This window comes from Bacillus sp. 196mf (assembly GCF_003217275.1).
Lineage (GTDB): Bacteria > Bacillota > Bacilli > Bacillales > Bacillaceae_G > Bacillus_A > Bacillus_A thuringiensis_S.
Genome location: NZ_QJTG01000003.1, coordinates 151317 through 176210, shown reverse-complemented (window position 1 = coordinate 176210; position 24894 = coordinate 151317). Strand labels below are relative to the sequence as shown.

The window sequence follows — 24894 nt, the reverse complement described above, 5'->3', positions numbered from 1 at the left end:
GTTACAAATATATATGTCTAGATTTCCTGCTGTATGCCGAGCTTAAAAACAAAAATTTCTTGGTTTTCACGCTATTCCATTTATCCGTATTCTCCTAGTAAAGAGGACTCTAACTCGCTATAATGATTCAGTATGATTTTTTAATTGATAGGAGGATATATTTATGAAGGCATATCGCTTTCCACTTATTTTATTATCTTCTATCCTAATTGGTGGTTTCATTGGTTATTTCATGGGTGCCGATGCAGTTGCTTTAAAGCCGCTTGGTGACATTTTCTTAAACTTAATGTTTACGATTGTTGTACCTCTAGTGTTCTTTAGCATCGCATCGTCTATTGCTAATATGGATGGATTAAAACGTTTCGGTAAAATTATGTCTAGTATGGCTGGGACTTTCTTATTTACAAGTATTTTAGCTGCTATTTTTATGATTATTGTCGTGAAAGTATTCCCGCCAGCACAAGGTGTTGTACTAGAACTAACACAACCTGACAAAGCCGGCAAAGCTGTTAGTGTTGCAGATCAAATCGTCGGTATTTTAACAGTATCTGACTTCTCGAAGTTACTATCTCGTGAAAATATGTTAGCTCTTATTTTCTTCTCTATCTTAATGGGGATTGCAACTTCAGCAGTTGGCGAAAAAGGAAAACCATTCGCTACATTCCTACAAGCTGGTGCAGAGATTTCAATGAAGGTTGTATCTTTCATTATGTACTACGCTCCAATCGGACTTGCTGCTTACTTCGCAGCATTAGTTGGTGAATTCGGACCACAACTTCTTGGAACTTACTTCCGAGCAGCAATGGTATACTATCCAGCTTCTCTAATTTATTTCTTTGTATTCTTCACATTCTATGCATACCTTGCAGGTCGCAAACAAGGTGTACAAGTATTTTGGAAGAACATGGTCTCTCCTACAGTTACATCACTTGCAACTTGTAGTAGTGCCGCAAGTATTCCAGCGAACTTAGAAGCAACGAAGAAAATGGGTATTTCTTCAGACGTTCGTGAAACAGTTGTCCTTCTTGGTTCTACACTTCATAAAGACGGCTCTGTTTTAGGCGGCGTATTAAAAATTGCTTTCTTATTCGGTATTTTCAACATGGAATTTGAAGGACCGAAAACATTAGCAATCGCACTTGTTGTTTCTCTATTAGTAGGAACAGTAATGGGCGCTATTCCAGGTGGCGGTATGATTGGTGAAATGTTAATCGTTTCTCTATACGGCTTCCCGCCAGAAGCATTGCCAATTATCGCAGCAATTAGTACAATCATTGATCCACCTGCAACGATGTTAAACGTAACAGCAGATAACGCTTGTGCGGTAATGACAGCTCGCCTTGTAGAAGGTAAGAATTGGATCAAAAACAAATTTGCTTAATAGCTAGAAAGAGGATGCTCTAAACGAGCATCCTCTTTTTGTCGTTATTTGTTGATAAGTTGATATTTCCTCTCGCCACAAATTTGTTAAAATCTTCACAAATATTCCACATCCATTATCCATTCTCCGTACTATAATCATGTATGGAAAAGGAGATGGAAATAATGACACAAAGCGCACCTGAATTTAAAGTTTTGCAAAGCATTGCATTTCTCGCTGTCGTTTTGCAAAGTTCTTTATTATATACAATGAATCAAGGAAATGTCTTACTTGAGCAATCCCTCATTATGGGCATGCTATTTAATCTTGCAAAATTCTCAGCACCAGCATTCATATTTATCGTTGGATTTCACTTAATTCGTCACTATACGAAGCAATTAGTATATAAAGAATATATTTCTGAAAAAGCGACACACTTACTCATTCCTTATTTCTTTTGGTCTATTCTTTACTTATTAACAACAAATGATCTTATTACGTTACAAAGTGGAATAAAAAGTTTATTACTCGGAACAGCCGCGCCCCATCTTTGGTACGTTATTATGATGTTCCAAATTCACTTATTGTTCCCTTTACTATGCACACTTTTTTATTGGTTTCAAAAACGAACAGAAAATAAAAAAGACATATATAAATATATGACCTTTTTCGCTTGCCTATATTTTCTATTAATGTGGTTCTCTTCTCACTATATTTTTAATGGAGAAAAATTAACAAGTTCAACAATTTTACATTATACAGATCGATCATTTCTATTCTACTCATTCTATTTCGTTATGGGCGGCATTGCCGCTGTAGCACTAAAAACTTGGCGGCTATTCGTCATGAAACATATCCCGCTTATAACAATATTATTTTTCATCTTATTTTTATTCATCAATTATGAGTTGTTTAGTTTTTACGGAGCAAACTCTATTCATTTAACTGTTTCTACCTATTTAAAACCATCTATGTTTTTATATATCGTATGCGAAATTATCATACTGTATGTGTTATCTATTATGATAGTACAGCGTCGTGGTTTCTTATATAAAACGTTACGTTTCATTGGAAATTACACGTATGGTGCTTATTTAGCTCATTTATTCTTCTTGCAACTATGCACAAAACTTCTTTCCTTATTCACGCTGCAAGAAAATACTATATTATATAGCCTATTACTATTTGTGTTAACGGCTATTATCTCTATTTCAACAATGGTCATTTGTAGCACAATACCATTTCATACTTGGATTACAGGTCCTTCTCCTACAACAAAGATGAAATGGACGAAGGTTGTATTCCGAAAAAATCATAAAAAACTATTCAAGCCATATATTTGATATAATGATACGCATATAAAAAGAAAGCGAGAGACACCTATGATTAATCAAGTTGGACAAATTATGCTATATGTAAATAACCAAGACGAAACAGTACAATTTTGGACAGAAAAAGTAGGATTCCAAATCATTGCGGAAGAGAATAACGGAAACGGATTCCGCTGGATTGAAATTACACCGGCGAAAGAAGCAGGAACAAGCATCGTCCTTCACGATAAAGCGTTAATCGCGAAGATGCAACCTGAACTAAACCTTAATACACCTTCACTTATGTTCTTCTCAAATGACTTAGACCGTCTATATAAAGACCTTTCTGAGAAAAATGTCACAGTTGGACAGGTTGTAGATTTACCTACTGGTAGAGCATTCAACTTTGCTGATAATGAAAATAATTACTTTGCAGTAATGGAACGTAAATAAAAAAGAAGCTATCCGAAAAAATCGGATAGCTTCTTTCATTTTAAGAAACTTGTTCTACATTCGTTTCTCTATGCTGTATATGGCTCGTGATCCAAGCAATTCCACCCGCAACAACGAGATAACATAACAATATTAAAATTTGCATTTTTAATTGCGACCAATCTCCTAAAGAGATAACATCTTGTAATCCTCTAAGAGAATGAGACATTGGGAGAAACTGTCCAATTTTACTAAGAACAGCTATATTTAATTCTCCTGGGAAAGTCCCCCCGCTTGTCGCTAATTGCAAGACAAGAAGCGTTACTGCTAAGAACTTTCCAACAAGACCAAATACTGTTACTAACATAAGAATAAATGTCATGAACGTAAAAGAAATCACAATACTTGATAAAACAAAGAGTGGTACACTGGCAACTTCTAATTTCATAACACCTAGCACAACTACATCTACGAGTAGCGCTTGAATAAGTCCAATTAAATATACCAATCCTAGTTTATTAATAAAATGTACCGTTCCGCTTACCTTCATATTTTGTCTACGACCAAGCGGTAAAATATTCGATGCCATAATTCCGCCAACATAAAATGCAAGCGATAAGAAATATGGTGCAATGCCTGAACCGTAGTTAGGAACGTCAGAAACTGTTGACTTCACTAACTGAACTGGCTCTGAGAACATCGTATTACGTGCATCATCATTACGAACATTCGCTATCTTCTCTGCACCCTCTCCCAATTTCGCAGAAAGTTCTTTCGCACCATCATCCAGTTTAACAAGTCCATTTGTTAATTTACTAGCACCGTTATTCAGCTCCGTTCCACCACTCGCAAGCTGGTTTACACCTTCTTGCAATGATGTAAATCCATTTCCCCACTTCGTAAATCCATCAGCCAAATTCGATGCACCATCTGCTATCTTTTGCGTTCCAGCAGTAGCTTCATTTAACTTAACTCCGAATGTATTTATGCCTTCTTCAATCTTATGTTGGCCGTCAGTAAGCTTCTTCGCACCTTGTGTCAATTGTTGTTGGCTATTATTTAAAGTACTTGTTGCTTTAGCTAGTCCATTAGACGTAGCAACGATTTTTTGAAAGGCGGGATCTTGCTGCACTTCTGGATGATTTTTCACGTACTCTTCTAATTGTTGTTTTATACTATTAGCTGCACCATCCGCTTTTACTTGCCCTTCAGCAAGCTTCTCACTTCCGCTCACCCATTCATTTGTACCGGCACTTAATTCACTAACTCCTGATTGTAACGTTTTTTCACCTTGTGCTAATAACTCCATACCACTATGAAGTGATGTCGCTCCTTGACTCAGCTCATTTGCTCCCCCGGTTAAAGCAGATTGACTGGATGCAAGCTTTTCACTTCCTTCTTTCAATTTCGATGTCCCATCACTTAAACGATCAATACCATCCGCAAGCTGATTCGCTCCATTTCTTGCATCGGTCGTTCCTTCATGTAACTTCCCAGCACCATTACTTGCATCACTCAACCCTTGTGCCAAATCTTGAAACTTTGAAAAGACACCTTCTGTATAAGATTTCGTAATACTGTTTGAGATTTTTGTTTTCATATTTTCAACAGCTGTCGTTCCAATTTGAGCCGCTACAAAGTTTTTACCTGGATTTACTTTGTACTGCAACTTTGCTGGCTCTGGTTTCTCATTCATAAGTGTACTTACCTTTTTAGAGAAATCTTCCGGAATCGTAACAACCATATAATATTTATCTTCTTTTAACCCTTCATCCGCATTTTTTTCTGATACGAAATGAAAAGCCAATTCCTTATTCTCTTTTAAATTTTTAACAAAATCGTCTCCTGCATGAATTGTTTTTTCATCCATCATAGCACCCTTATCTAAATTCACAACCGCAACAGGTAATTTATCTAATTTTCCGTACGGATCCCAATACCCAGCTAAAAAGAATCCTGAATAAATTAACGGAACGATTAATAAAAAAATTAAAGCGATACGTCCATGTTTATGGTGCCACATCGCTTTCCAATCTTTAAATATAAGTTTAATTCCCTTCATGAAACATACTCCTCTTCTAATTTAACACCCTTCGAATGGTTTAACAGATTTACTATACACGTCACTTTACATACTGTATAATACATCTTTAATTATTAATTCATTCCTTTTGGTCTATAGAAAGGAGACTCGAAATGGAACTGCTCCAGTTAAAATACTTTCAGACAGTTGCACGACTAGAACACATGACAAAGGCAGCTGAAGAATTGCATATCGCGCAACCTTCACTCAGCAAAACAATCGCTAGACTTGAAAAGGATTTAGGCGTCCCTTTATTTGATCGCCAAGGCCGACAGATTACTTTAAATTCTTTCGGAAAAGTATTTTTAAAACGAGTAGAACGTATTTTTCATGAATTAAGTGAAGGGGAACGAGAAATTAAAGATTTAGCCGAATTACAACAAAGCTCTATTACACTGGCCGTTTCTATTCCGAGAATATTACCAGAACTACTTGGCTCTTTTTTACTAGAACATCCTAACGTTCGGTTCCAACAATTTCTTGCATCCACTCCTTCTATGAAACGACAACTAGATAATATAGAAATTGACTTTTGTATCTCCTCTGTGCCAATTGAAGGTGAGGAGGTTGTTTGGGAACCACTTATTACAGAAGAAATTTTCTTAGTCGTCCCTTCAGGCCACCGTTTATCCGGCCGAGAAAATATCCACCTGCATGAAGTAAAAGACGAACCGTTTATTAGTATGAACACTGGCTACGGATTTCGGCACTTAACGGATGAATTTTGTAAAGAAGCTGGTTTCACTCCGCATATTGCTTTTGAAGTAGATGAACCGACCGTGATTAGCGACCTCATTAAGCAAGGTCTCGGCATCGCTTTTGTTCCAAGTTTAACTTTATTAAAAAACTCTACTTTAGCATCAAGCAAGTTGCGTATTATTGAACCCACTTGTCAGCGAACCATCGGATTAAGTTGGTCAAAAAAACGCTACTTATCAAAAACAGCTCAGCAATTCCGTGAATTCGTGATTGACTATTTCTCTAATATTAGGACGTAAAATTATATGAACAAATAAAAGGTGCCACCCTCATATGGTGGCACTTTTTATTGTTCACTCTTTTTTAATTCCATTTCAGCTAAAAGTGGTAGTACATTATCAAAAATATGCGTATTATTATTTTCACCTGTTACATATCCACCGTAATATCTACTAAATACGTTGTCATTTCGGAATGTGGACATATGATCATACAATTCCTTCGCAAACTTTGTATCACCTGTTTGTAGTACGTACAAAATCGTTAGTCCGTAAGCGGCTGGCGATTCATAATTCACAGTTTGTTTTCCCGTTTCTAAATTGTAACGACCGTATAGCTTTCCATCCGCTTGGAACTTCTTCTTTATAAATTCCAAATAAGCAGCTGATGAAAGACCTCCTAAACTCCGATGATATGCAACGTATGATTGGTCAATAAGATTCACTTCTTTATCGTACGTAAATGTACCATCTTCTTTATACTCTTTTGGGAATGCCCAGCCATGCCTTGGATAATCTGCTAAAAATTGAACAACTTCCTGATATTGCTGAGCAGAAACTTTGCCGTACTTCTTCATATAGGAGAATGCACGCGGATTTATGTATGATGTTGTTACAAAATTATTTTGTTTCCCTGCATCTGCATCATAATAATCAACATAATAATTATCTTTTTTATTATAACGAAGTACAGCATCACTTAATTGATCGGCAAGGTTTTTATAACGCTCTTCCTTATACATTTCATAAGCACGATATAATTGTTCTATAATACGAAGATCATCTATAAGTGCATTTGTAGCTGACTGCCTCTCTCCCTTTTCAGAGAGTTTCCATAAAACGATATGATTCTTATATATGAAATTATCTTGAATAACCTTTACTTGCTCATCAAATAACGCCTGATCATCTTTATCAAGTGTATACTGTAACCATAATCCCGCCGATTCTGATAAAGCTTCACGTCCCTTAGCTTCACCCGTACCTGCCTTAGTATCTACCAAACGATACGTGGCAAGTGTTCCATTGTCATTCACCATATGTCTTAAAATAAAATTTTCTGTACGGTTTCCTTGTAAAGCTGACCAAAATACAATTCCACCTAAAGCGATTAAGAAGATAACTCCAATCCCTATATATAAACGTTTCCGCAATCTTTTCACCTCCCTAGTAAGGCTAACCTTAATTTTATCAGAACATACATAAATTTAAAAAAGACAATCTATTAGATTGTCTCCCCCATTTCTATCCCCCGCAAACCTCTTTAGAAGGTTTATATAGCGATTGTACAAGTCGATCATATTCACGACGCGTAATTTCTTTATTATATAGCTTCAATAATAAATCTCTATGCTCTTTTGAAAATGCCATCTTTTTAATGACTTCAGGATACATAAAACACCCTCTCCATTTCACATAAACTTCTTGATTCCGAAAAACAGAACTTATGTTCGCATAAAAGATTATAAAAGATTCCTGAGCAAAAAACAAACAAAACATGACCAACTATTTATTTCTTTCTATTCAAAATATTACAACATTATATTATCATATTCACTTTTTAAATACATATATATTTTTGGTAGTTTTTTTGAATAAATCTTCCAATTCAATCAGAAAATAATGGCAAAAAAGAAGAGGAGTTTACATATGGATACGGTAACATTAGCAAGAGCATTTTTTGGTTCTTCATTAGCATTCCACATTATCTTTGCAACACTTGGCGTCGGACTTTCATTGATGATTTTTATAAGCGAAATACTCTATCACTGGAAGAAAGACTCCGACTATGCCATTATGGCGAAAAGATGGACAAAGGCTTTTGCTATTCTTCTCGGTGTAGCAATTCCAACTGGAACAATTGTTGGTGTGCAAATCTCACTTCTTTGGCCTGGTTTCGCCAAAATTGTTGGGCAAGTTATCTCTGTTCCCTTCCAAATTGAGATTTTCGCCTTCTTTTTGGAAGCTTTATTCATGTCGATTTACGTATATGCAGCCGATAAACTTCCTCCATTTATGAGATTAATCTCGCTATTTTTCGTCATGCTTGGTGCCACAGCATCCGCCGTGCTTATTACATCAGCAAACACATGGATGAATACACCAGCAGGATTTTCAATGAATCCAGATGGATCTGTTTTTAACGTTGATCCGTGGAAAGCTTTCTTTAATCCGAGTTTTGGCACAAGTGCATTCCATGTTGTTATTACGGCTTATGCAACTGGTGCGGCTGTCATTGCTTCTATCGCTGGATTTAAATTATTGAAGAAAAATTTAAGTACACGTGAAATTGCTTATCATAAAAAAGGGCTACTATTAGGGCTTGTCGTTACATTTATTACAGGCGCTACGATGTGGCTTTCAGGACATGAATCAGCGATTGCCTTACATAAACACTCACCTGAAAAACTTGCATCTGCTGAAGCTTTATTTGAAACGACATCACACGCACCGCTATCCATTGGCGGAGTTGTGGATCCTAATACACTTGAACTAAACTACGCACTTGAAATTCCAAACATGCTTAGCTTATTAGTGGGACTAGACCCTAGCACTGTCGTAAAAGGTTTAAAGGAATTCCCACAAGAAACATGGCCACCATTTTATACACATACACTATTCAACTTAATGGTCGGCACTGCTGCATTCACCTTTGCAGTTGCAGCAATTGCACTCTTATATTGGTATTTCGTGTACCGAAAAAAGGGAACAGAACTACCGAAGTGGCTACTTTGGGGGGCTGCCGCATGCGGACCAATTATGATGCTCGGTATTGAATTCGGATGGATTTTCAGTTGTAGCGGTCGTCAACCATGGACAATTTATGGTATGCAACGTACCGTCGATGCAGCTACACGCGCTGATTTCGTCGGTCCTTTATTTATTTTGTTCATCATTTTATATATTGGACTCGCTATTTTAACAGTCTTTGTTCTACGGACATTCTTTAGAAGACATCCATTAAAGAATGATTTACAACACCAAGGAGGCGATTCTCATGCATGAGGAAAGTATTGCAATCATCATCTTATGGGCCCTTATTTTCGTATACAGTATACTAGGGTCCATCGATTTTGGAGCTGGTTTTTGGGGCATGGTATACGCAAAACATCCAACGCTCGCTGCTAAACTTGCGAATCGGTACTTATCACCCACTTGGGAAGTAACAAATACGTTTCTCGTCTTCGTCGTTGTCGCATTTCTCGGCTTCTTTCCGAAAGCAGCCTTTACTCTTGCGACAGTAATGTTCGTACCAGTTATGTTAATTTTAGTGCTCGTTGCAGTACGTAGTACATTTATGGTATTTGCTTACTCCTTGCCAAAATATCAGTACCTTCTTCGGGTTATTTCAGGTATTACTGGTCTCTTAATTCCAGCACTATTAATTACCGTTTTACCCGTTACAGAGGGAGCCTATATTACAATGTCTGAAGGGAAAGAAGTACTCCTGTATGGAAAACTTCTTTCTAGCCCGGTTATCTATTGCTATATGCTCTTCGGAATAACGTCTGAACTATTTCTCTCCTCTCTCTTTCTTGCTGATTTTGCGAGAGAACAAAGTTCAGAAGATACGTATAGAATTTATAGAAGAAATGCCATCATCCTTGGTCCTGCAACGCTCGTTACGGCGATCATCGCCCTCGTTGTAATGGATCCTGAAACACATTGGCTTATGCAAGGATTAATAAAGCAATTCCCGTGGTTTACAGTTTCTATTGTTTTATTCGTTATCGGATACTCGTCCCTTTGGTGGACAAACAAAAAGTACAATACACTAGGATATCCTCGTATTGCCGTTTTAGCTGTCGTCGCTCAATATGCATTTGCAAGCTACGCTTACGGCGTCGCGCATTTACCTTATATTATTTATCCTGACGTAACTGTATTTACAAGCTTTACAACGACAGAAACGTTCTATGCACTGCTCATTCTATACGCAATTGGGATTGCAATTTTATTACCAGGATTTATTTTCTTCTGGAATTTATTCTTGAAGGATCGTACTTTTTTGAAGGAAAAATAATATAGTCTTGGGGTCTGTTCCAAAAGGCATTTTGGGATGGGCTCCTTTTGTCATGTTTTGTCGATAAGTCGATATATTTTAAAAATCGCTGATATACTTTGAGTTACGCCGATATATTTCAATAATCGCTGATATATTTTCAGTTACACCTATATAAATCTCATTTACTACCTTACTACCCAATCAATTTATAGACTCCTATCACAATAGTTATTTCACTACTAATGACACTTGTCCTTTAGCATGAAAAACACATATTCGCTTCATCTCGTTATACGTCTAGTTCTTCTTATTTTTTGCTGAATATACTACCAATATAACCTTGAGACAAGCTACATCTATTCAAGGGAAAATAGAAAGGTAGGCAAAATATGAGCATTGAAATATGGATTACTATTATTGTATTCTTCTTAACGATGATTGTTATCTTTTGGCGGCCTCGAGGTTTAAATGAGGCGTGGCCAGCAGCAATCGGAGCTGGTATCATCATAATTACTGGACTTGTATCAAAACCAGACGTCATGGATATTATAAGTAAAATTGGCGGTGCTTCCATAACAATATTAGCGACCATCGTCATGGCAGTTATATTAGAAAGCTTCGGCTTTTTCCATTGGTCCGCAGCGAAACTAGCAAATCTAGCAAAGGGTTCTGGACGCCGCTTATACTGGTATATTCAATTATTATGTTTTCTCATGACTCTTTTATTCAATAACGACGGTAGTATTTTAATTACAACTCCAATTTTAATTCTTCTTCTAAAAAATCTTCAATTAAAACCTCATCAGCAAATTCCTTATTTATTAAGTGGTGCTTTAATCGCTACGGCATCTAGTGCACCAATTGGTGTAAGTAATATCGTAAATTTAATCGCATTAAATATCGTTAATATGACTCTTTATATGCATACTGCTATGATGTTTGTACCTGCAACATTAGGCTTATTATTTATGTCATGGCTCATGTATACAGTTTTGAAGAAAAAACTTCCGAAAAAATTACCTGTTTCTTCATATGATATTGAAGAAATTTTCTTCACGAAAAACTTCCATCCACTAAAAGGAAATAATTCTGTTGATACGAAACAAAAACGGACAAGATTCATGTTAAAAGTATTAGGTTTCGTCTTCCTTATGCGCTGTCTTCTATTCGTTGCATCCTTCTTATCCATCCCAATTGAAATCGTTGCAGTACTTGGTTCACTAGTTCTTCTCATTTGGAGATGGTACTACTTACGAACAAATCCTGTCGACATTTTGAAAAAGACACCGTGGCACATTTTAATTTTCGCCTTCTCTATGTACGTCATTATTTACGGACTCCACAACGCAGGATTAACAGCTGCACTTGTACAATGGCTCGAGCCAATTGTGAATCAGCATCTACTCTATGCTAGCTTTGCAATGGGCGGACTTGTATCCATCCTCTCTAACGTCTTCAATAACCATCCTGCCCTTATGATTGGTACAATTACATTAACAGAAATGGGACTAGATCCAGTCACATTAAAAACAATCTATCTTGCAAACATCATTGGTAGTGACATCGGTTCACTATTACTACCAATCGGTACACTAGCTTCACTCATTTGGATGTATATTCTGAAACAAAACAAAATTAAAGTAAAATGGAAAGACTATTTAAGTGTATCCCTTATCGTTATCCCGCTCACAACAGTGGTCACACTATTCCTCTTATTCTACTGGGTACATCTCTTCTTCGCCTTATAAAGTGAAACTTTAATCAGTGGGGGTTTTGTTCATCCCCCACTGATTATTAGCCTTAACCAATCGGGCTTTTACGGGCAGCCCGACCCCGACCTAACTTCTTTGCTTCCGCTGAATTTTGAGGTGGGGGTCTTACTGCCCACAAATAGCGGGATAAACAACAGAAGCCCCATTTGCTACCGTCTTAGCAAATGGGGCTTCTTCTATAATAAAGTTAGGTACTACAGTGTGATCAATCAAGTAAAGAGGTGTAATGTGTTATTGATATAAATGACTACCAGCTTCTTTAAATTCTTCTGCCTTCTCTTTCATTCCTTTTTCAATTGCTTCTGTCGTTTCTAAATCATTTTCTTTTGCATATTCACGGATATCATGTGAAATTCTCATACTACAAAACTTCGGTCCACACATTGAACAGAAGTGAGCTGTCTTTGCCCCTTCTGCAGGCAACGTTTCATCGTGATATTCCATCGCACGTTCAGGATCTAAAGATAAATTAAATTGATCGCGCCAACGAAATTCGAAACGTGCTTTTGAAAGTGCATCATCACGCTGATGAGCCGTTTTATGTCCTTTTGCAAGATCAGCCGCATGCGCTGCAATTTTGTACGTAATAACACCCGTGCGTACATCATCTTTATTCGGTAAACCTAAATGTTCTTTCGGCGTTACATAACAAAGCATCGCCGTTCCAAACCAACCGATCATCGCAGCTCCAATTGCCGATGTAATATGGTCATAACCTGGTGCAATATCTGTCGTTAGTGGCCCAAGTGTATAAAACGGCGCGCCCTGACAAATATCAAGCTCTTTCTCCATATTCTCTTTAATTAAGTGCATCGGTACGTGTCCAGGTCCTTCGATCATAACTTGCACATCATGTTTCCAAGCAATCTTCGTTAATTCACCAAGTGTTTCAAGTTCAGAGAATTGCGCTTCGTCATTTGCATCTGCAATCGAACCTGGACGTAATCCATCTCCAAGAGAGAACGAAACGTCGTACTGCTTCATAATTTCACAAATTTCTTCAAAATGAGTATACAAGAAGTTTTCTTTATGATGGAATAAACACCACTGTGCCATAATCGAACCACCGCGTGAAACGATACCTGTCGTACGCTTTGCAGTAATCGGAATGTAGCGAAGTAATACGCCCGCGTGAATTGTAAAGTAATCAACGCCTTGCTCCGCTTGCTCAATTAACGTATCACGGTACACTTCCCACGTTAAATCTTCTGCAATTCCATTTACCTTTTCAAGCGCTTGATAAATCGGCACAGTTCCAACTGGTACAGGCGCATTACGAATAATCCACTCACGCGTCGTATGAATGTTTTTACCTGTAGATAAATCCATAATCGTATCTGCACCCCAGCGAGTAGCCCACGTCATCTTTTCTACTTCTTCTGCAATAGAAGAAGATACAGCAGAGTTTCCGATATTCGCGTTTACCTTCACATGGAAGTTACGCCCGATAATCATCGGTTCAGCTTCTGGATGATTAATATTCGCTGGTAAAATAGCGCGGCCTTCTGCGATTTCCTTACGAACAAACTCCGGCTCTACCCCTTCACGAATCGCAACGTATTCCATCTCAGACGTAATAATGCCATTACGTGCATAGTGCATTTGCGTAACGTTTGCACCTTGCTTTGCTCTAAGTGGCTGGCGATCCATTTGCGGGAAAACAGGTGTATGCTTCGAAGCTACTTTCACACCGTCATCCTCTGGTTTCACTTCACGCCCTTCGTATGCTTCTACATCACCACGCCCCATAATCCAAGAGTGGCGCGGCGTTGGAATTCCTTTTTCCAACTCGACCTTATACGCAGGATCTGTATAAGGACCGCTCGTATCATACACACGGATTGGTGGATTTGGAACGCCATTCGTTTCGCTTTGTTCAATCTCACGCATCGGCACTTTCATACCTTCTCGTGGTCCATCCACATATACTTTCTTACTCCCTGGTAAACTCGACTTCAATTCAATTTGCTCAGCTGAAACAGATTGTTTCATAAATTTTGTTGCCCCCCTGTTCGTGACAAGGACAAGATATGGCCAGCGCATGCCAAAATAAAAAGAGCCAGGTCCATAAAAAAATAAGGACCTGGCCCATAAAGACATCATTATGTAAAGCCGTTAACTTCCCTACGCTGGTACGAGCCAGATCAGGTCCAAAGGGTTAAGAAGTTCACGCGCTTCTCTCTCAGCCTACGCATACGTTAGGCACCCCTAGTTTATCACTGATTTAATTTTCAATACTTTCCCATCATACACGATAATCTGAAAAATGCAAAGTTTATTTCTTTTGTTGTGTATGGAATCATCCACGTTAAATAATATGCCTGTACATACGTCATAATACCAACAATAATTACGAAGAATAAACTATGCTTCACTGTAAAGCGGAATAAGTCTGATTCCTTTCCAGCAAGTCCAACTGCTGCACAAGCAATTGCAATCGATTGCGGTGAAATCATTTTTCCTGTTACACTGCCCGTTGTATTTGCTGCAACTAGAAGTACTTCAGATACACCGACTTACTGCGCTGTAATCGCTTGTAAATTCGAGAACAGTGCATTCGCTGACGTATCAGACCCTGTTAAGAATACACCGATCCATCCTGGAAATTGTAGCAAGAGATGGTTCTATCACATATCATAACGCAATAACCGAAGCACACCCAGAAGCTGTACAAGTAAGCGATTGCTTCCACATTTTAAAAAATCTAACAGATTATGCGTCTGATGTATTAAAGAAGGAACTAAAGAACTCCGTAAAAATCCCTGTGGATGAATCAAAATGTGAGGAAACTTGTACGCAACAAGATAATATCCCGCAAAGCAATATCAATCGTAAACTAACTATTAAGGAAAAGTACGAACGTGCACTTCAATATAAAGCTGATGGGAACAGTAAAAGCTGGATATGTAGCCAGCTAAATATGGACGTTCGGACATATGACAAATTAATACGTCTATCAGAAGAGGAAAAGCAGAAAAAATTTAAAAAGCAAGCAACGATTATTCACGAAGAAAAGGTACAAAGGAAAATGAACGATATAAATGAAGTACGAGAGTTAAAGAAGCTTGGGCTTAGTAATAAGGAAATATCCCGTAGAACGGGCTTTGATCGTAGAACGATAAAGCGGTATTTCGATGAAGACTTCACGCCGGTACATGCTTCTTATGGAAAAAAACGGAGTAGTAAATTGGATCCTTACAAAGAGGAGATTAAAGATTTATTCGAGCGAGGGCTAATGAGTTCGAAAATAGAAAAAATAATCCAGGAAAAGGGTTATAACGGCTCATCATCTAACTTGCGAAAATATGTACATGAATTAAAGCAGAGGAAGAGAGAGAGCGCTCAAACCTTTAGTGAATCACATACTCTAACCGAAACCATAAAACGTTCAAATATCTTAAAACTCCTTTACAAGCCACTGGAAAAGGTAGAAGCTATTACACAAGAGCAATTTGAACGTGTTTGTGAAGAACACCCTATTGTAAAAATAGTTTATGACTTAACATGTGAGTTTAAAAACATCTTCACCACAAAGAGTGTTGAGAATCTCGATCATTGTATCGAGAAAATTAAGAATACTAATATACAAGAGTTTAAGAGCTTTACGAATGGATTAGCCCGGGATATTGAAGCTGTCAGAAATGCGGTAACTTATGAGAATAATAATGGTCTTGCCGAAGGGAGCATAAACAAGTTAAAGCTTATTAAAAGAATCATGTATGGTCGATGCCAATTCTCCACATTGCGGACAAAGATTCTACTTTTGGAGAGAATGAGACTTTTCAACTAACTCCGGGAAGAACCATTTTTTACTTGCCAAATACATTCATCAGTCCCGTTTGACAAAGAGCCTTTGTCTCTGCTGCATTTTGCTATTTCATTTCGTTCGTTAACATACTTTGTTATAGTCATTTATGAACTTTTCTTCTATAATCTAATTTTGAAAAATCTTGCGAAGGTAATTTTTTTGGAATTCTAAACGTGACAAATCATTTCATTTCAAGTTTCCTAATAAATGTTTCATTCTCTTCTAACCAATTATGAAAAATTTCTTCACTCAAGCCATTTTTTTCATCCCACTGAATCATGCTTTTTACTTTACCTTGTTGAAATAATAAAAATGCTGGCGTTTGATCAAAACCGTATCTTTTTTTGAACGCTAACCACCTATTTTTATCTTGATGTATATTACTTATATTTACTAAATAAAGTGAGTCTTTAAGAGGAAAAGTTTTAACTTCCTTCTCTAATATTTTTGAGAAAAAAGAACAATCGGAACACTGACTATTTCCGATATAAACAAAAATATCATCCCCATTTTTAATTCTTTTTTCAAATGAATCTACTGTAATTGAATTGAGATAATCATAACTTCCTGTATTATCAATAACAATTTGTTTTTCTATTTCCAAAGTAGAATTATTTCTTTTTAACACTGTATTTTCTCTATAAAGAAAAAAAATACTTAGCAAAAAAATAATAATAATTACTCCTAAAACTCCATATTTTTTCATATCAGAAGTCCACTTCCTTTATCGTTTGCTGAAATTCTGTGTCAGTAAAAGCAGTATTCAGACGTTGAACTTCCTTTCCATTTCGATAAAATATTAATGTAGGGGTTCCCTCAATATGATATTTTTTTGATTGGCTGACATAATCTTTGTCTTTGTTTCCAATGATAGTGTATACTATCCCTTTATTTCTCTTTGCATAATCGTTCACAATAGGGTCAACTAGTTTGCAAGGTGCGCAACCATCTTGCTTCACGAAAATAATCACTTTTTCATTTTCTTCTACTATATTCGGAATTTGATTAAACTTTGTATATTCATAATTAGTCTTTTCATAGGTCATTTTGTGATACATAAACATTCCAAAAAAACCTGCTAACACCAGAATTGAAATACTAATAATTATTTTTTTCATATTATCGCCTTCTTTATTATATTGTTATCTTTGACAATAAATTCTTCCAAGCATTTTTCTGTTACCTCTTTATCGTGTGTTATAAAAATTTTCAATCCTTCTAAGTTTAGCAAATAGTTAATAACAGATAATTTTACATCTTCATCTAAACCATTTGTAATTTCATCAAAAATATAAATCTTCTTTTTGATCAATGTAGAACGTAGTATTTTAACAATTTGCATTTGCCCTAAACTTAACTGTGTACCATCTACATTTTCAAAGTCTATATTTTGAAAAGCAGAATCAGCGTTGAGTTCATTTATAGTTTCTATGATATATTTGTCTTCAATATCCCGTCCTAACTTGATATTATCTAAAACATCAGACTCAAATAAACTCTCACGTCCATCTACATAAATAATATTATCTCTGATAGATTCTTCTGAAAACTCTTGTAAGTTTTGTCCATTAACCTTAATACTCCCATTATCAGGAATATAAAGACGAGCGATCAATTTACCAACTGTTGACTTTCCTACCCCATTTAATCCACTAATAGCAAGATTATTACCCTTAATATCTATTGAAAGATTTCTAAATATTTTAGCTGTTGAATCATAATCAAAGGATACATTTTCAAAACTAACTTCTATATCTTCTGCGGGTATTTCAAGTACCTCATCTCCAAAAAATTTAATTCTTGATTCAATTATATTGTAGAGTTTAGCTTGTGCTACTTTTCCTTGTACCAGTGATGACTGTAAGTTAGCAAGATTAAGAATTGGATTTGTCACATAAGAAAGTAATGCATTAAATGTTAGCAGAACACCCGTTGATAATTGGTTATTAATAATTAGATACACTCCGCATGAAAATAGCAAAATGTTAAATGAAGATAAAATAAATATTTTAAGTTGATTTTGCATAGAATCAAAATTAAACATTTTTGTTCTCGTACCAATATAGTCCGTAAGTTTATCTACTCCTCTGTTTCCAAATTCAGTTTCTAAACTAAGCTGTTTAATAATACTCATGTTGCTAAAAATATTGACTACTGTAGTATTAAATTCTTGGCCCGTTTTGACCAACGATTTACTCAATTTTTCATAACGTCCTTGCGATAAATAAAGTACAAGCAAAAGCGTAACAATTAATACAAGAACAAGACCGGATAATCTACTTTCAGATTTGAATAACAAATAAAAACTGAATCCCATAGTTATAACATTCACCGGAATCATTTGAAGATAAGTTAAAAATCTTTGTCGGATCATTAATACGTTTGAGAGGTTAGTAAGCAATTCTCCTACCTCATAAGATTCAATTGCCATATTTGGTTTAGCTAACAAGCCTTTAAAATATTTTTCAATAATTATTTTGTCAATTTTTTTACTCATCAAGTTATACATAAAATTATTAGTAAAAGATAATACGAAATTTAAGATATTTATCACTAGATAAACACCCATTAATTCTAATACAAGTGCACTTAGCTTTTGTGGTATCAGAAAGTTGAAGTACAGAGAATAAATATTTGCAAGCACTACACCCAGGAGATAAATTACAATTGATAGGACAAATGATATAACAAGTTGCCATTTTACTAATTTTAAAATTCTCCAGATACTTACTTCTTTAGTGTTTTGTTCTATTTCGCACTTTATTTCAGAATTTTCTAAATCAATTTCTAATACATACGGTTGCCATATTTCTATGAACTTCTTTATTGTCATTACTTGTTGCTTATCTTTAGTAGAATCTCCAATAATTAAACTAGATTTTTTCTTTTCAAAAACTGTAACGAAATGTATTCCCTCTTCATTCTCAATTTGTGTAATAAACGGATAAGAAACTTCATCAAATACCTCTCTCTGCTTAGTTGCTTGTGAAACAGTTCCATTAATTCCCAAACGTTTTAGACCTCTTTTTAAATCCAAAAAGTTAGTCCCCAACGAATTATTTTTAATTAATGGTCGCACTTCACAGATTGAGACTTTTTTGCAAAATAGTTCTTCATTATCATAGCGACACACGCGGCGCCACAGTCTTCCTTACCAATCTGAGGAATGACTTCATATTTCATAATTACTCTCCTTACACTGAAAAATCAGTTACTTTTTAATGTTATTGAAAATTATATTAAGTGATTTTTTTGAATTTATTCATATATCTGACCAAGCTTTTTTAACATTTTTGAAAGATTAGAAGAAAAATTATTTGAATTGAGCTTATGAGCTATTTCATAAGCAGTTTTGTAATCTTGCAACTCAAAAAATAATAATCCTATTAAATCATCAAATGCATATCCATTTTCAAACAGTGATTCTTCTTGATTTAAAACATTGTCTCTAGTATAAATTAGCAACCTAAGTAATTCTTTTTGTTGGGATTTCAATTTTTGAATTTCTTTTATTCCTGTGAGATATATTGCTACAGAACGATCTTCCACAGTTCCCCTCTCAGCACTTTCAAAAAGCATAGTAATATACTTTTCTGCTTCATCATTTTTATTTTTGCTTAAATAATAAAAGCCTAAATCCTTAGCAACCTGGTTACTATAAGAGTCATCAGGAAATTTTTTTAAAAAGTTAAGCATTCCTTGTTCATACTCTTGGTCAGTCAACATCGGCTTAGCATCTCTATAGTAAAAATAATAGTACCTAGAATTATTGGGATTTTGCTTAAGAATTTTTTCTATTAAAGTTGTGTTCCTGAGTGCTTTATTCTTATTTTTTATCACGACATCTTCATACCCATCATGTTTTACCACTACTTTAGATATTTTTATAGACACTAGATTTAAGCTTTCCTCTATCACAATAGGGTATTCATGAATAACTCCTTCGAATTTAACGGTGTTATCGTTAGGCAGAATTCTACCAGCATTATAAAGAACAGAATCATCTGTATTTATTATTTTCGGTGCAAAAACAATTCTTTCTCTATTGTTAGCATGTTTCAACGTATTTTTAATAGCATCATCAAGATGATCAATACTACCTTTTACTAAAATTTCATCAGAATCTATAAAAAAGATCCAATCTTTACTGGATTTAGAGATTCCAAAATTTCTAGCTTCTGCAAAGTCATCGTTCCAATCGAACTGAAAGATTTTTATATTTTCCATTGTAGCTAAGATACTCAATGTATTATCTGTTGAACCAGTATCAACAACTATTATTTCATCACCTTCTCGTAAGTCCTCATGTATAGCTTCTATACATCTCTCTATTACTCTTTCTTCATTTTTACATATAACGACTATTGAAAATGATTGACTCATTTCATCCTCCTAAAATTATAATAATAAGATAGTTAAATCACTTTTCTATTATTGTATTATCTTACTTTGAAAAATAAATTATTATTAACAGTATTTATGAAGATATTCTGTGTACTACTGCATTTCGCTACAACTGCTATTGTTCCCCACAATACAACCTGCTATAGCGATAGGTAACGATTTACTATACAAGGAACAAAATTGACCTGCTCCTCCATATTATTGTATTATCTTACTTTGAAAAAATAATTATTATTAACAGTTTTTACGAAGAAAGTCTGTGTAATGCTGCATTTCGTTACAACTGCTATCGTTTTTTGCCATACAACCTGCTATAGCGATAGGTAACAATTTACTATACAAGGAACAAAGGTAACTTGCTCCTCCATTAGGTAGCGACGTTTCCATTTCTTCATCTGTTAGTTTACGCAATAAATTAGTCATTACTTTCTCCTCCATTTAGTGATTTAACTATCTTTATTATTCAGAGCTAAAAATCAAAGAGAAAGCTCTTACATTTATTGCAACATTTTTTCCTTAATATGTTAATCTTTTTCCTTAATATGTTAATCTTTTTCCTTAATATGTTAATATTTTTTTGTTGTCTTGTTAGTTAAAGGGGTACTTAGTATAAAAAATAACCGTAGATAGTAGCACGAACACTGTTCTTGTTATAATTAATTTTTTTCAGAACGTCTATAATCCTCTTTTAAAAAATATATGTAAATATAAAAAAAAACGAATGATTAGTAGAAATATTCTACACCACTCGTTTTTTATCGGACTTCTTTTTACTGTACTTTTATTTTCTTTATGAGTTATTAGAAAAATAATTGTCTATATAAGTCTTTATTTTTTCAAAATTCTTTTCCATAAATAAGATTGCTGGTACTTCAATTATTGGAAGATTATTTTCATTATCAAAAGCTGGACACGGTTTGGGAACTACCAAATAGTCAACTGAGTTTTTATCCCTGATATAATTAATTGAAACATCATAATACTTAGAAAAATATTCCTTCAAATCATTCTGATTCCTTAAAAATGGTAGAGAAAATATTGAACCATAATTTATACCAGCGTCGACAATTAATACAAAGCATATTTTTTTCATGATACACCCTCCTCGTATAATAAGTTTTAAGTTAATAACTGTTCCTTGAAAATTAAATAGTTTTTATCTTCAAGAGCTACATCAAAAAAATGATGTATGGGTAAAATTTAGTCTTGGATACTGGGGGATTTCTCCAGATAATGGAAGTGCGGAAATGGACCCATCGGGAATATGCTTACTCCTCCTGTAGTTCGACCACGTTAAAAGACTGTGACCCAGACCAAAATGCACTGCATACGCACAAGCTGTATCGGTTTCCTTCACTTACCTCTCATAGTGGTGGGAGGGCAGCTTAGATGAAGGCAATCATTGAATACTCATACGCGAGGTTGTGGCTATGTTTTGGACTCTAGGAAGATCCCACAGTATCCAAGCTCATTCCAAATACTATTCAAAGAAAGGAGGTCCTTTCTTTGAGATTATTCGTAGCTATTGATGTAAGCTCTGAAAAACTTGATGTATGTTTTCTTGACAGTCATGACACTGTTTTGAAAGAAATTTGTCTTTCAAACGATGTGAATGGTGCCAACGCCATTAAGGAGGATGTTCTCCATTTTCACCAGTTGTACAACTATAAAAAAATTGTCATTGGCATGGAATCTACTTCCGTCTATAGTTTCCATCCTTCCATGTTCCTAACGGAAGATAAGGATTTGAGGGCTTTAGACGTGGAAGTGGTCGTACAAAATCCAAAAGCCATCCATCGGTATAAAAAACTCTTTGAAGAAGATAAGACCGATAAAATAGATGCTTTCCGTATTGCCGATTTTTTACGAATCGGACGGTATAATAAGTTTCTTATCAAGGAGGAAAAATACGTTGCCCTTCAACGTTTAACACGATCTAGATATCAACTCGTTCACCAGCAAACAGAATGTAAGCAACACTTTCTGAAGAACCTTTACTACAAATGTAATACGTTATCGAAAGAGTTAAATACCTCTGTTTTTGGTGCGACGATGATGGAAATACTCTCAGATTCCCTTTCGTTGGATGAAATCGCAGAAATGGATCTAGAAGCACTCGCTACTCTTCTTCAGAAAAAGGAGAAAGGACGCTTTAGCGACCCGGAAGATTTAGCGAAAACCATCAAGAAAGCCATACGTGACTCCTACCGACTAGGTAAGGTCGTTCAAGACTCTGTGGACGTTGTATTAGCCACTTATGCACGATTGATTCAAACATTGAAAAAACAAATCAAAGAGATAGAAAAAATCATTACTGCTTTATTCTAAGCCATTCCAGAAGCGAGATATTTAACAAGTGTTCCAGGCATTGGAGTCGTATACGCCGCGGGAATCATTGCGGAAGTTGGACAAATTGAACGCTTTGAGAACGAAGCACAATTGGCCAAATACACCGGTCTTTACTAGAAAAAATCGCAATCTGGAAACTTTGAATCGGAACGAACACCCATGACACGAACGGGAAACCAGTATCTTCGTTATTACATGGTTGAAGCTGCCAACTCTGTACAACTTCGTGAAGCTACTTACCGTGCTTATTATTTAAAGAAATATGATGAAGTTCCGAAATACAAACATAAAAGAGCCCTTGTCTAAAGCCGTAACTAGATTCGCTAAATTGTTTTTCAAATATTGAACCAAGCACTTGACTGATTGCTTGTTGAACAACCCTATCCACTACTGTCGGTATTCCCAATTTGCGCATCTTCCATAAAAAGAGCCAGGTCCATAAAAAAATAAGGACCTGGCTCATAAAGACATCATTATGTAAAGCCGTTAACTTCCCTACGCTGGTACGAGCCAGATTAGGTCCAAAGGGGTTAAGAAGTTCACGCGCTTCTCTCTCAGCCTACGCATACGTTAGGCACCCCTAGTTTATCACTGATTTAATTTTCAATACTTTTCCATCATACACCATAATTTGGAAAATTAAAAGTTTATTTCTTTTGTTGTTTATGGAATCATCCACGTTAAATAATAAGCCTGAACATAAGTCATAATACCAACAATAATTACGAAGAACAAACTATGCTTCACTGTAAAACGGAACAAATCCGATTCTTTTCCAGCAAGACCAACTGCTGCACAAGCAATCGCAATCGACTGCGGAGAAATCATTTTACCTGTTACACCGCCTGTTGTATTTGCTGCAACAAGAAGCACTTCAGATACGCCGACTTGCTGCGCTGTAATGGCTTGTAAATTCGAGAACAGTGCATTCGCAGACGTATCAGACCCTGTTAAGAATACGCCAATCCAGCCTAAGAAAGGCGAGAAGAACGGGAATAGTCCGCCAGTTCCTGCTAGTGCTAACGCTAACGTAGAAGATAGACCAGAATAGTTTGCGATAAATGCAAACCCTAGTACGAATCCGATTGATAGAATTGGCATTTTTAATTCACTTAACGTTTCTTTAAATGTCACTACTGCATCTTTTACATTCATTTTCAAAATAAACATGGAAATGATACAAGCAATTAAAATCGCCGTTCCGGTTGCTGATAATACATCAAACTTCAGAATTGCCTCGTAAGGCGTTGGTTTATTTACAATCGGCTCTGCTTTCATTACTAGATTATGCAGACCTGAAATTTCAAACTTAAATACAAGACTTGCTAAAGCCCCTCCTGGAGCGAATAATGCCTTAAAGAAACTTTGGCTCCAAATGACTACCATAACCGTTAATACGATAAATGGAGACCATGCTTTTACTACTTTTCCAAACGTTAATTTCGGCATCGATGCTGCTGTCGTTGTTGCTGCTACTTCACTATTTGCTTGCTCGGATTGATAGATTTCTTTCGGCTGCCAAACTTTTAAGAACAGCGCTAAACTAATTAAACTTACAAGTGCCGATGTAATATCCGGAAGTTCCGGCCCTAAAAATGTCGCTGTAATGAACTGCGTAATTGCAAATGAACTACCCGCTACAAGTAACGCAGGCCACGTTTGTCTTATCCCTTTAAATCCATCCATTAAAAATACGATAAAGAATGGAACAAATAATGATAGGAACGGTAATTGATGTCCAGCCATTTGTCCAATTTTATGTGGATCAATACCCGTTACTTGTCCAGCAACTGTAATCGGAATTCCCATCGCTCCGAACGCCACTGGTGCAGTATTTGCAATCAAACAAAGACCTGCTGCGTATAAAGGATTTAACCCAAGCCCCGCAAGAAGCGCTGCTGTAATCGCTACTGGTGCCCCAAATCCTGCCGCTCCTTCTAAAAATGCTCCAAATGAAAATCCAATTAAAATAACGAGTAGACGATGATCGTTCGTAATCGATAATACCGATGCACGAATCACATCGAATTGACCTGTTTTTACAGAAATTTTATATAAAAATACCGACATAATGATAATCCAAGCAATCGGCCATAATCCGTATAAGAAACCATATCCGGTCGCTGCCATTGCCATCGTGAACGGCATTTTATAAGCGAATAACGCTACTAAAACTGTAAGTACAACTGTAATAAATCCTGCCACATACCCTTTCATGCGGAAAACTGCTAAAGCTAAGAAAAAAAAGATAATCGGAATAAGTGCTACTGCTGCTGAAATCCAAATATTACCGAACGGATCATAAACTTGTGTCCATGTGTTCATTGTCCTCTCCCCCTAAAGAATCCCCTTTTAAATAAATACAACCTTATCAATAGACTATCAGGTCATCA

21 protein-coding genes, 3 pseudogenes and 2 riboswitches are annotated in these 24894 nt (G+C 35.9%); of the genes and pseudogenes, 11 read left to right on the top strand and 13 right to left on the bottom strand.

The window, feature by feature from the left end; all coding sequences use genetic code 11:
* Nucleotides 1-163 precede the first annotated feature (163 nt).
* From ATL10_RS07560 to ATL10_RS07550, 3 genes are all read left to right on the top strand, one after another.
* Nucleotides 164-1381 carry a dicarboxylate/amino acid:cation symporter gene (locus tag ATL10_RS07560; protein ID WP_000649376.1) on the top strand — a complete coding sequence of 406 codons (1218 nt, stop codon included), beginning with the start codon at nt 164-166 and terminating at the stop codon, nt 1379-1381.
* A 164-nt stretch (nt 1382-1545) separates the two neighbouring features.
* Complete coding sequence (locus tag ATL10_RS07555; RefSeq protein WP_065229570.1) at nt 1546-2703, top strand: acyltransferase; 1158 nt, start codon at nt 1546-1548, stop codon at nt 2701-2703.
* A gap of 39 nt (nt 2704-2742) precedes the next feature.
* Nucleotides 2743-3123 (top strand): VOC family protein, encoded by a 381-nt coding sequence (locus ATL10_RS07550; RefSeq protein WP_098508377.1) that lies wholly within the window; start codon nt 2743-2745, stop codon nt 3121-3123.
* A gap of 40 nt (nt 3124-3163) precedes the next feature.
* Here ATL10_RS07550 and ATL10_RS07545 read toward each other — a convergent pair whose 3' ends face one another.
* Complete coding sequence (locus ATL10_RS07545) at nt 3164-5164, bottom strand: YhgE/Pip domain-containing protein (RefSeq protein ID WP_110496669.1); 2001 nt, start codon at nt 5162-5164, stop codon at nt 3164-3166.
* 134 nt (nt 5165-5298) lie between these two features.
* Between ATL10_RS07545 and ATL10_RS07540 the strand changes: the two genes are divergently transcribed.
* The gene (locus ATL10_RS07540; RefSeq protein ID WP_000421929.1) at nt 5299-6183 is read left to right on the top strand and encodes a LysR family transcriptional regulator; all 885 of its coding nucleotides are present in this window, start codon (nt 5299-5301) and stop codon (nt 6181-6183) included.
* Nucleotides 6184-6230: 47 nt separating this feature from the next.
* Here the strand turns inward: ATL10_RS07540 and ATL10_RS07535 are convergent, their stop codons facing one another.
* On the bottom strand, nt 6231-7316 hold the full coding sequence (locus tag ATL10_RS07535) for a transcriptional regulator (protein WP_065229573.1): 1086 nt from the start codon (nt 7314-7316) through the stop codon (nt 6231-6233).
* A gap of 91 nt (nt 7317-7407) precedes the next feature.
* Nucleotides 7408-7557 (bottom strand): hypothetical protein, encoded by a 150-nt coding sequence (locus ATL10_RS31150; protein ID WP_000283180.1) that lies wholly within the window; start codon nt 7555-7557, stop codon nt 7408-7410.
* Between the two features lie 255 nt (nt 7558-7812).
* Here ATL10_RS31150 and cydA point away from each other — a divergent pair, with 255 nt between their 5' ends.
* The 3 genes from cydA (at nt 7813) to ATL10_RS07520 (ending at nt 11916) form a co-directional block, all read left to right on the top strand.
* Nucleotides 7813-9168, top strand: coding sequence for a cytochrome ubiquinol oxidase subunit I (cydA, locus tag ATL10_RS07530; protein WP_000381975.1), 1356 nt, complete (start codon nt 7813-7815; stop codon nt 9166-9168).
* A complete protein-coding gene (locus ATL10_RS07525; protein WP_000544183.1) occupies nt 9161-10186 on the top strand; it encodes a cytochrome d ubiquinol oxidase subunit II in 1026 nt (341 codons plus the stop codon). Before cydA ends, ATL10_RS07525 begins: the two co-directional genes overlap by 8 nt.
* Nucleotides 10187-10557: 371 nt before the next feature.
* Nucleotides 10558-11916 (top strand): arsenic transporter, encoded by a 1359-nt coding sequence (locus tag ATL10_RS07520; RefSeq protein ID WP_000021123.1) that lies wholly within the window; start codon nt 10558-10560, stop codon nt 11914-11916.
* A gap of 255 nt (nt 11917-12171) precedes the next feature.
* Here ATL10_RS07520 and thiC read toward each other — a convergent pair whose 3' ends face one another.
* Both thiC and ATL10_RS07510 read right to left on the bottom strand, forming a co-directional pair.
* Nucleotides 12172-13932: a phosphomethylpyrimidine synthase ThiC gene (gene thiC, locus ATL10_RS07515; RefSeq protein ID WP_000814479.1), complete on the bottom strand. Its 1761-nt coding sequence runs from the start codon at nt 13930-13932 to the stop codon at nt 12172-12174.
* Between the two features lie 112 nt (nt 13933-14044).
* Nucleotides 14045-14160: riboswitch (TPP riboswitch) on the bottom strand.
* Nucleotides 14161-14171: 11 nt separating this feature from the next.
* Nucleotides 14172-14546, bottom strand: a pseudogene (locus ATL10_RS07510) (L-lactate permease); the annotation flags it as partial.
* Between ATL10_RS07510 and ATL10_RS32320 the strand changes: the two are divergent.
* Both ATL10_RS32320 and ATL10_RS07505 read left to right on the top strand, forming a co-directional pair.
* Nucleotides 14492-14650: pseudogene (locus ATL10_RS32320) on the top strand (transposase); the annotation flags it as partial. The pseudogenes ATL10_RS07510 and ATL10_RS32320 sit on opposite strands and share 55 nt — an antisense overlap.
* Nucleotides 14651-14704: 54 nt before the next feature.
* Nucleotides 14705-15730 carry a transposase gene (locus tag ATL10_RS07505; RefSeq protein WP_481747228.1) on the top strand — a complete coding sequence of 342 codons (1026 nt, stop codon included), beginning with the start codon at nt 14705-14707 and terminating at the stop codon, nt 15728-15730.
* 199 nt (nt 15731-15929) lie between these two features.
* Here ATL10_RS07505 and ATL10_RS07500 read toward each other — a convergent pair whose 3' ends face one another.
* The 7 genes from ATL10_RS07500 to ATL10_RS07470 form a co-directional block, all read right to left on the bottom strand.
* A complete protein-coding gene (locus tag ATL10_RS07500; RefSeq protein WP_110496665.1) occupies nt 15930-16454 on the bottom strand; it encodes a thioredoxin family protein in 525 nt (174 codons plus the stop codon).
* A 1-nt stretch (nt 16455) separates the two neighbouring features.
* Entirely contained in the window at nt 16456-16866 is a 411-nt protein-coding gene (locus ATL10_RS07495; RefSeq protein WP_181419320.1) for a thioredoxin family protein, read from the bottom strand.
* Nucleotides 16863-18836: an ATP-binding cassette domain-containing protein gene (locus ATL10_RS07490; protein ID WP_481747227.1), complete on the bottom strand. Its 1974-nt coding sequence runs from the start codon at nt 18834-18836 to the stop codon at nt 16863-16865. The genes ATL10_RS07495 and ATL10_RS07490 overlap by 4 nt, the downstream gene beginning before the upstream one ends.
* Nucleotides 18815-18931: a cysteine peptidase family C39 domain-containing protein gene (locus tag ATL10_RS32315; protein ID WP_110496661.1), complete on the bottom strand. Its 117-nt coding sequence runs from the start codon at nt 18929-18931 to the stop codon at nt 18815-18817. Before ATL10_RS32315 ends, ATL10_RS07490 begins: the two co-directional genes overlap by 22 nt.
* Nucleotides 18932-19006: 75 nt before the next feature.
* On the bottom strand, nt 19007-20131 hold the full coding sequence (locus ATL10_RS07480; protein ID WP_110496659.1) for a glycosyltransferase family 2 protein: 1125 nt from the start codon (nt 20129-20131) through the stop codon (nt 19007-19009).
* A 255-nt stretch (nt 20132-20386) separates the two neighbouring features.
* Nucleotides 20387-20575 carry a hypothetical protein gene (locus ATL10_RS07475; RefSeq protein WP_110496657.1) on the bottom strand — a complete coding sequence of 63 codons (189 nt, stop codon included), beginning with the start codon at nt 20573-20575 and terminating at the stop codon, nt 20387-20389.
* 367 nt (nt 20576-20942) lie between these two features.
* Nucleotides 20943-21245 carry a hypothetical protein gene (locus ATL10_RS07470; RefSeq protein ID WP_089171997.1) on the bottom strand — a complete coding sequence of 101 codons (303 nt, stop codon included), beginning with the start codon at nt 21243-21245 and terminating at the stop codon, nt 20943-20945.
* Between the two features lie 413 nt (nt 21246-21658).
* Here ATL10_RS07470 and ATL10_RS07465 point away from each other — a divergent pair, with 413 nt between their 5' ends.
* Together ATL10_RS07465 and ATL10_RS32310 are read left to right on the top strand one after the other, a co-directional pair.
* Complete coding sequence (locus tag ATL10_RS07465) at nt 21659-22480, top strand: IS110 family transposase (RefSeq protein ID WP_423231317.1); 822 nt, start codon at nt 21659-21661, stop codon at nt 22478-22480.
* Between the two features lie 3 nt (nt 22481-22483).
* Nucleotides 22484-22807: pseudogene (locus ATL10_RS32310) on the top strand (transposase).
* Nucleotides 22808-22976: 169 nt separating this feature from the next.
* Nucleotides 22977-23093, bottom strand: a riboswitch (TPP riboswitch).
* Between the two features lie 71 nt (nt 23094-23164).
* On the opposite strand, the gene lldP reads toward ATL10_RS32310, so the two are convergent.
* Complete coding sequence (lldP, locus tag ATL10_RS07455; RefSeq protein ID WP_098566680.1) at nt 23165-24826, bottom strand: L-lactate permease; 1662 nt, start codon at nt 24824-24826, stop codon at nt 23165-23167.
* Between the last annotated feature and the right edge of the window lie 68 nt (nt 24827-24894).

What these genes read in the sequence shown, in the direction of transcription:
- ATL10_RS07560 (WP_000649376.1), top strand. Translation starts at nt 164, where the DNA reads ATGAAGGCATATCGCTTTCCACTTATTTTATTATCTTCTATCCTAATT.
- ATL10_RS07495 (WP_181419320.1), bottom strand. Translation starts at nt 16,866, where the DNA reads ATGAAAAAAATAATTATTAGTATTTCAATTCTGGTGTTAGCAGGTTTT.
- ATL10_RS07500 (WP_110496665.1), bottom strand. Translation starts at nt 16,454, where the DNA reads ATGAAAAAATATGGAGTTTTAGGAGTAATTATTATTATTTTTTTGCTA.
- lldP (WP_098566680.1), bottom strand. Translation starts at nt 24,826, where the DNA reads ATGAACACATGGACACAAGTTTATGATCCGTTCGGTAATATTTGGATT.
- ATL10_RS07480 (WP_110496659.1), bottom strand. Translation starts at nt 20,131, where the DNA reads ATGAGTCAATCATTTTCAATAGTCGTTATATGTAAAAATGAAGAAAGA.
- ATL10_RS07525 (WP_000544183.1), top strand. Translation starts at nt 9,161, where the DNA reads ATGCATGAGGAAAGTATTGCAATCATCATCTTATGGGCCCTTATTTTC.
- ATL10_RS07540 (WP_000421929.1), top strand. Translation starts at nt 5,299, where the DNA reads ATGGAACTGCTCCAGTTAAAATACTTTCAGACAGTTGCACGACTAGAA.
- cydA (WP_000381975.1), top strand. Translation starts at nt 7,813, where the DNA reads ATGGATACGGTAACATTAGCAAGAGCATTTTTTGGTTCTTCATTAGCA.
- thiC (WP_000814479.1), bottom strand. Translation starts at nt 13,932, where the DNA reads ATGAAACAATCTGTTTCAGCTGAGCAAATTGAATTGAAGTCGAGTTTA.
- ATL10_RS07555 (WP_065229570.1), top strand. Translation starts at nt 1,546, where the DNA reads ATGACACAAAGCGCACCTGAATTTAAAGTTTTGCAAAGCATTGCATTT.
- ATL10_RS32315 (WP_110496661.1), bottom strand. Translation starts at nt 18,931, where the DNA reads ATGAAATATGAAGTCATTCCTCAGATTGGTAAGGAAGACTGTGGCGCC.
- ATL10_RS07545 (WP_110496669.1), bottom strand. Translation starts at nt 5,164, where the DNA reads ATGAAGGGAATTAAACTTATATTTAAAGATTGGAAAGCGATGTGGCAC.
- ATL10_RS07550 (WP_098508377.1), top strand. Translation starts at nt 2,743, where the DNA reads ATGATTAATCAAGTTGGACAAATTATGCTATATGTAAATAACCAAGAC.
- ATL10_RS07520 (WP_000021123.1), top strand. Translation starts at nt 10,558, where the DNA reads ATGAGCATTGAAATATGGATTACTATTATTGTATTCTTCTTAACGATG.
- ATL10_RS31150 (WP_000283180.1), bottom strand. Translation starts at nt 7,557, where the DNA reads ATGTATCCTGAAGTCATTAAAAAGATGGCATTTTCAAAAGAGCATAGA.
- ATL10_RS07475 (WP_110496657.1), bottom strand. Translation starts at nt 20,575, where the DNA reads ATGACTAATTTATTGCGTAAACTAACAGATGAAGAAATGGAAACGTCG.
- ATL10_RS07470 (WP_089171997.1), bottom strand. Translation starts at nt 21,245, where the DNA reads ATGAAAAAAATATGCTTTGTATTAATTGTCGACGCTGGTATAAATTAT.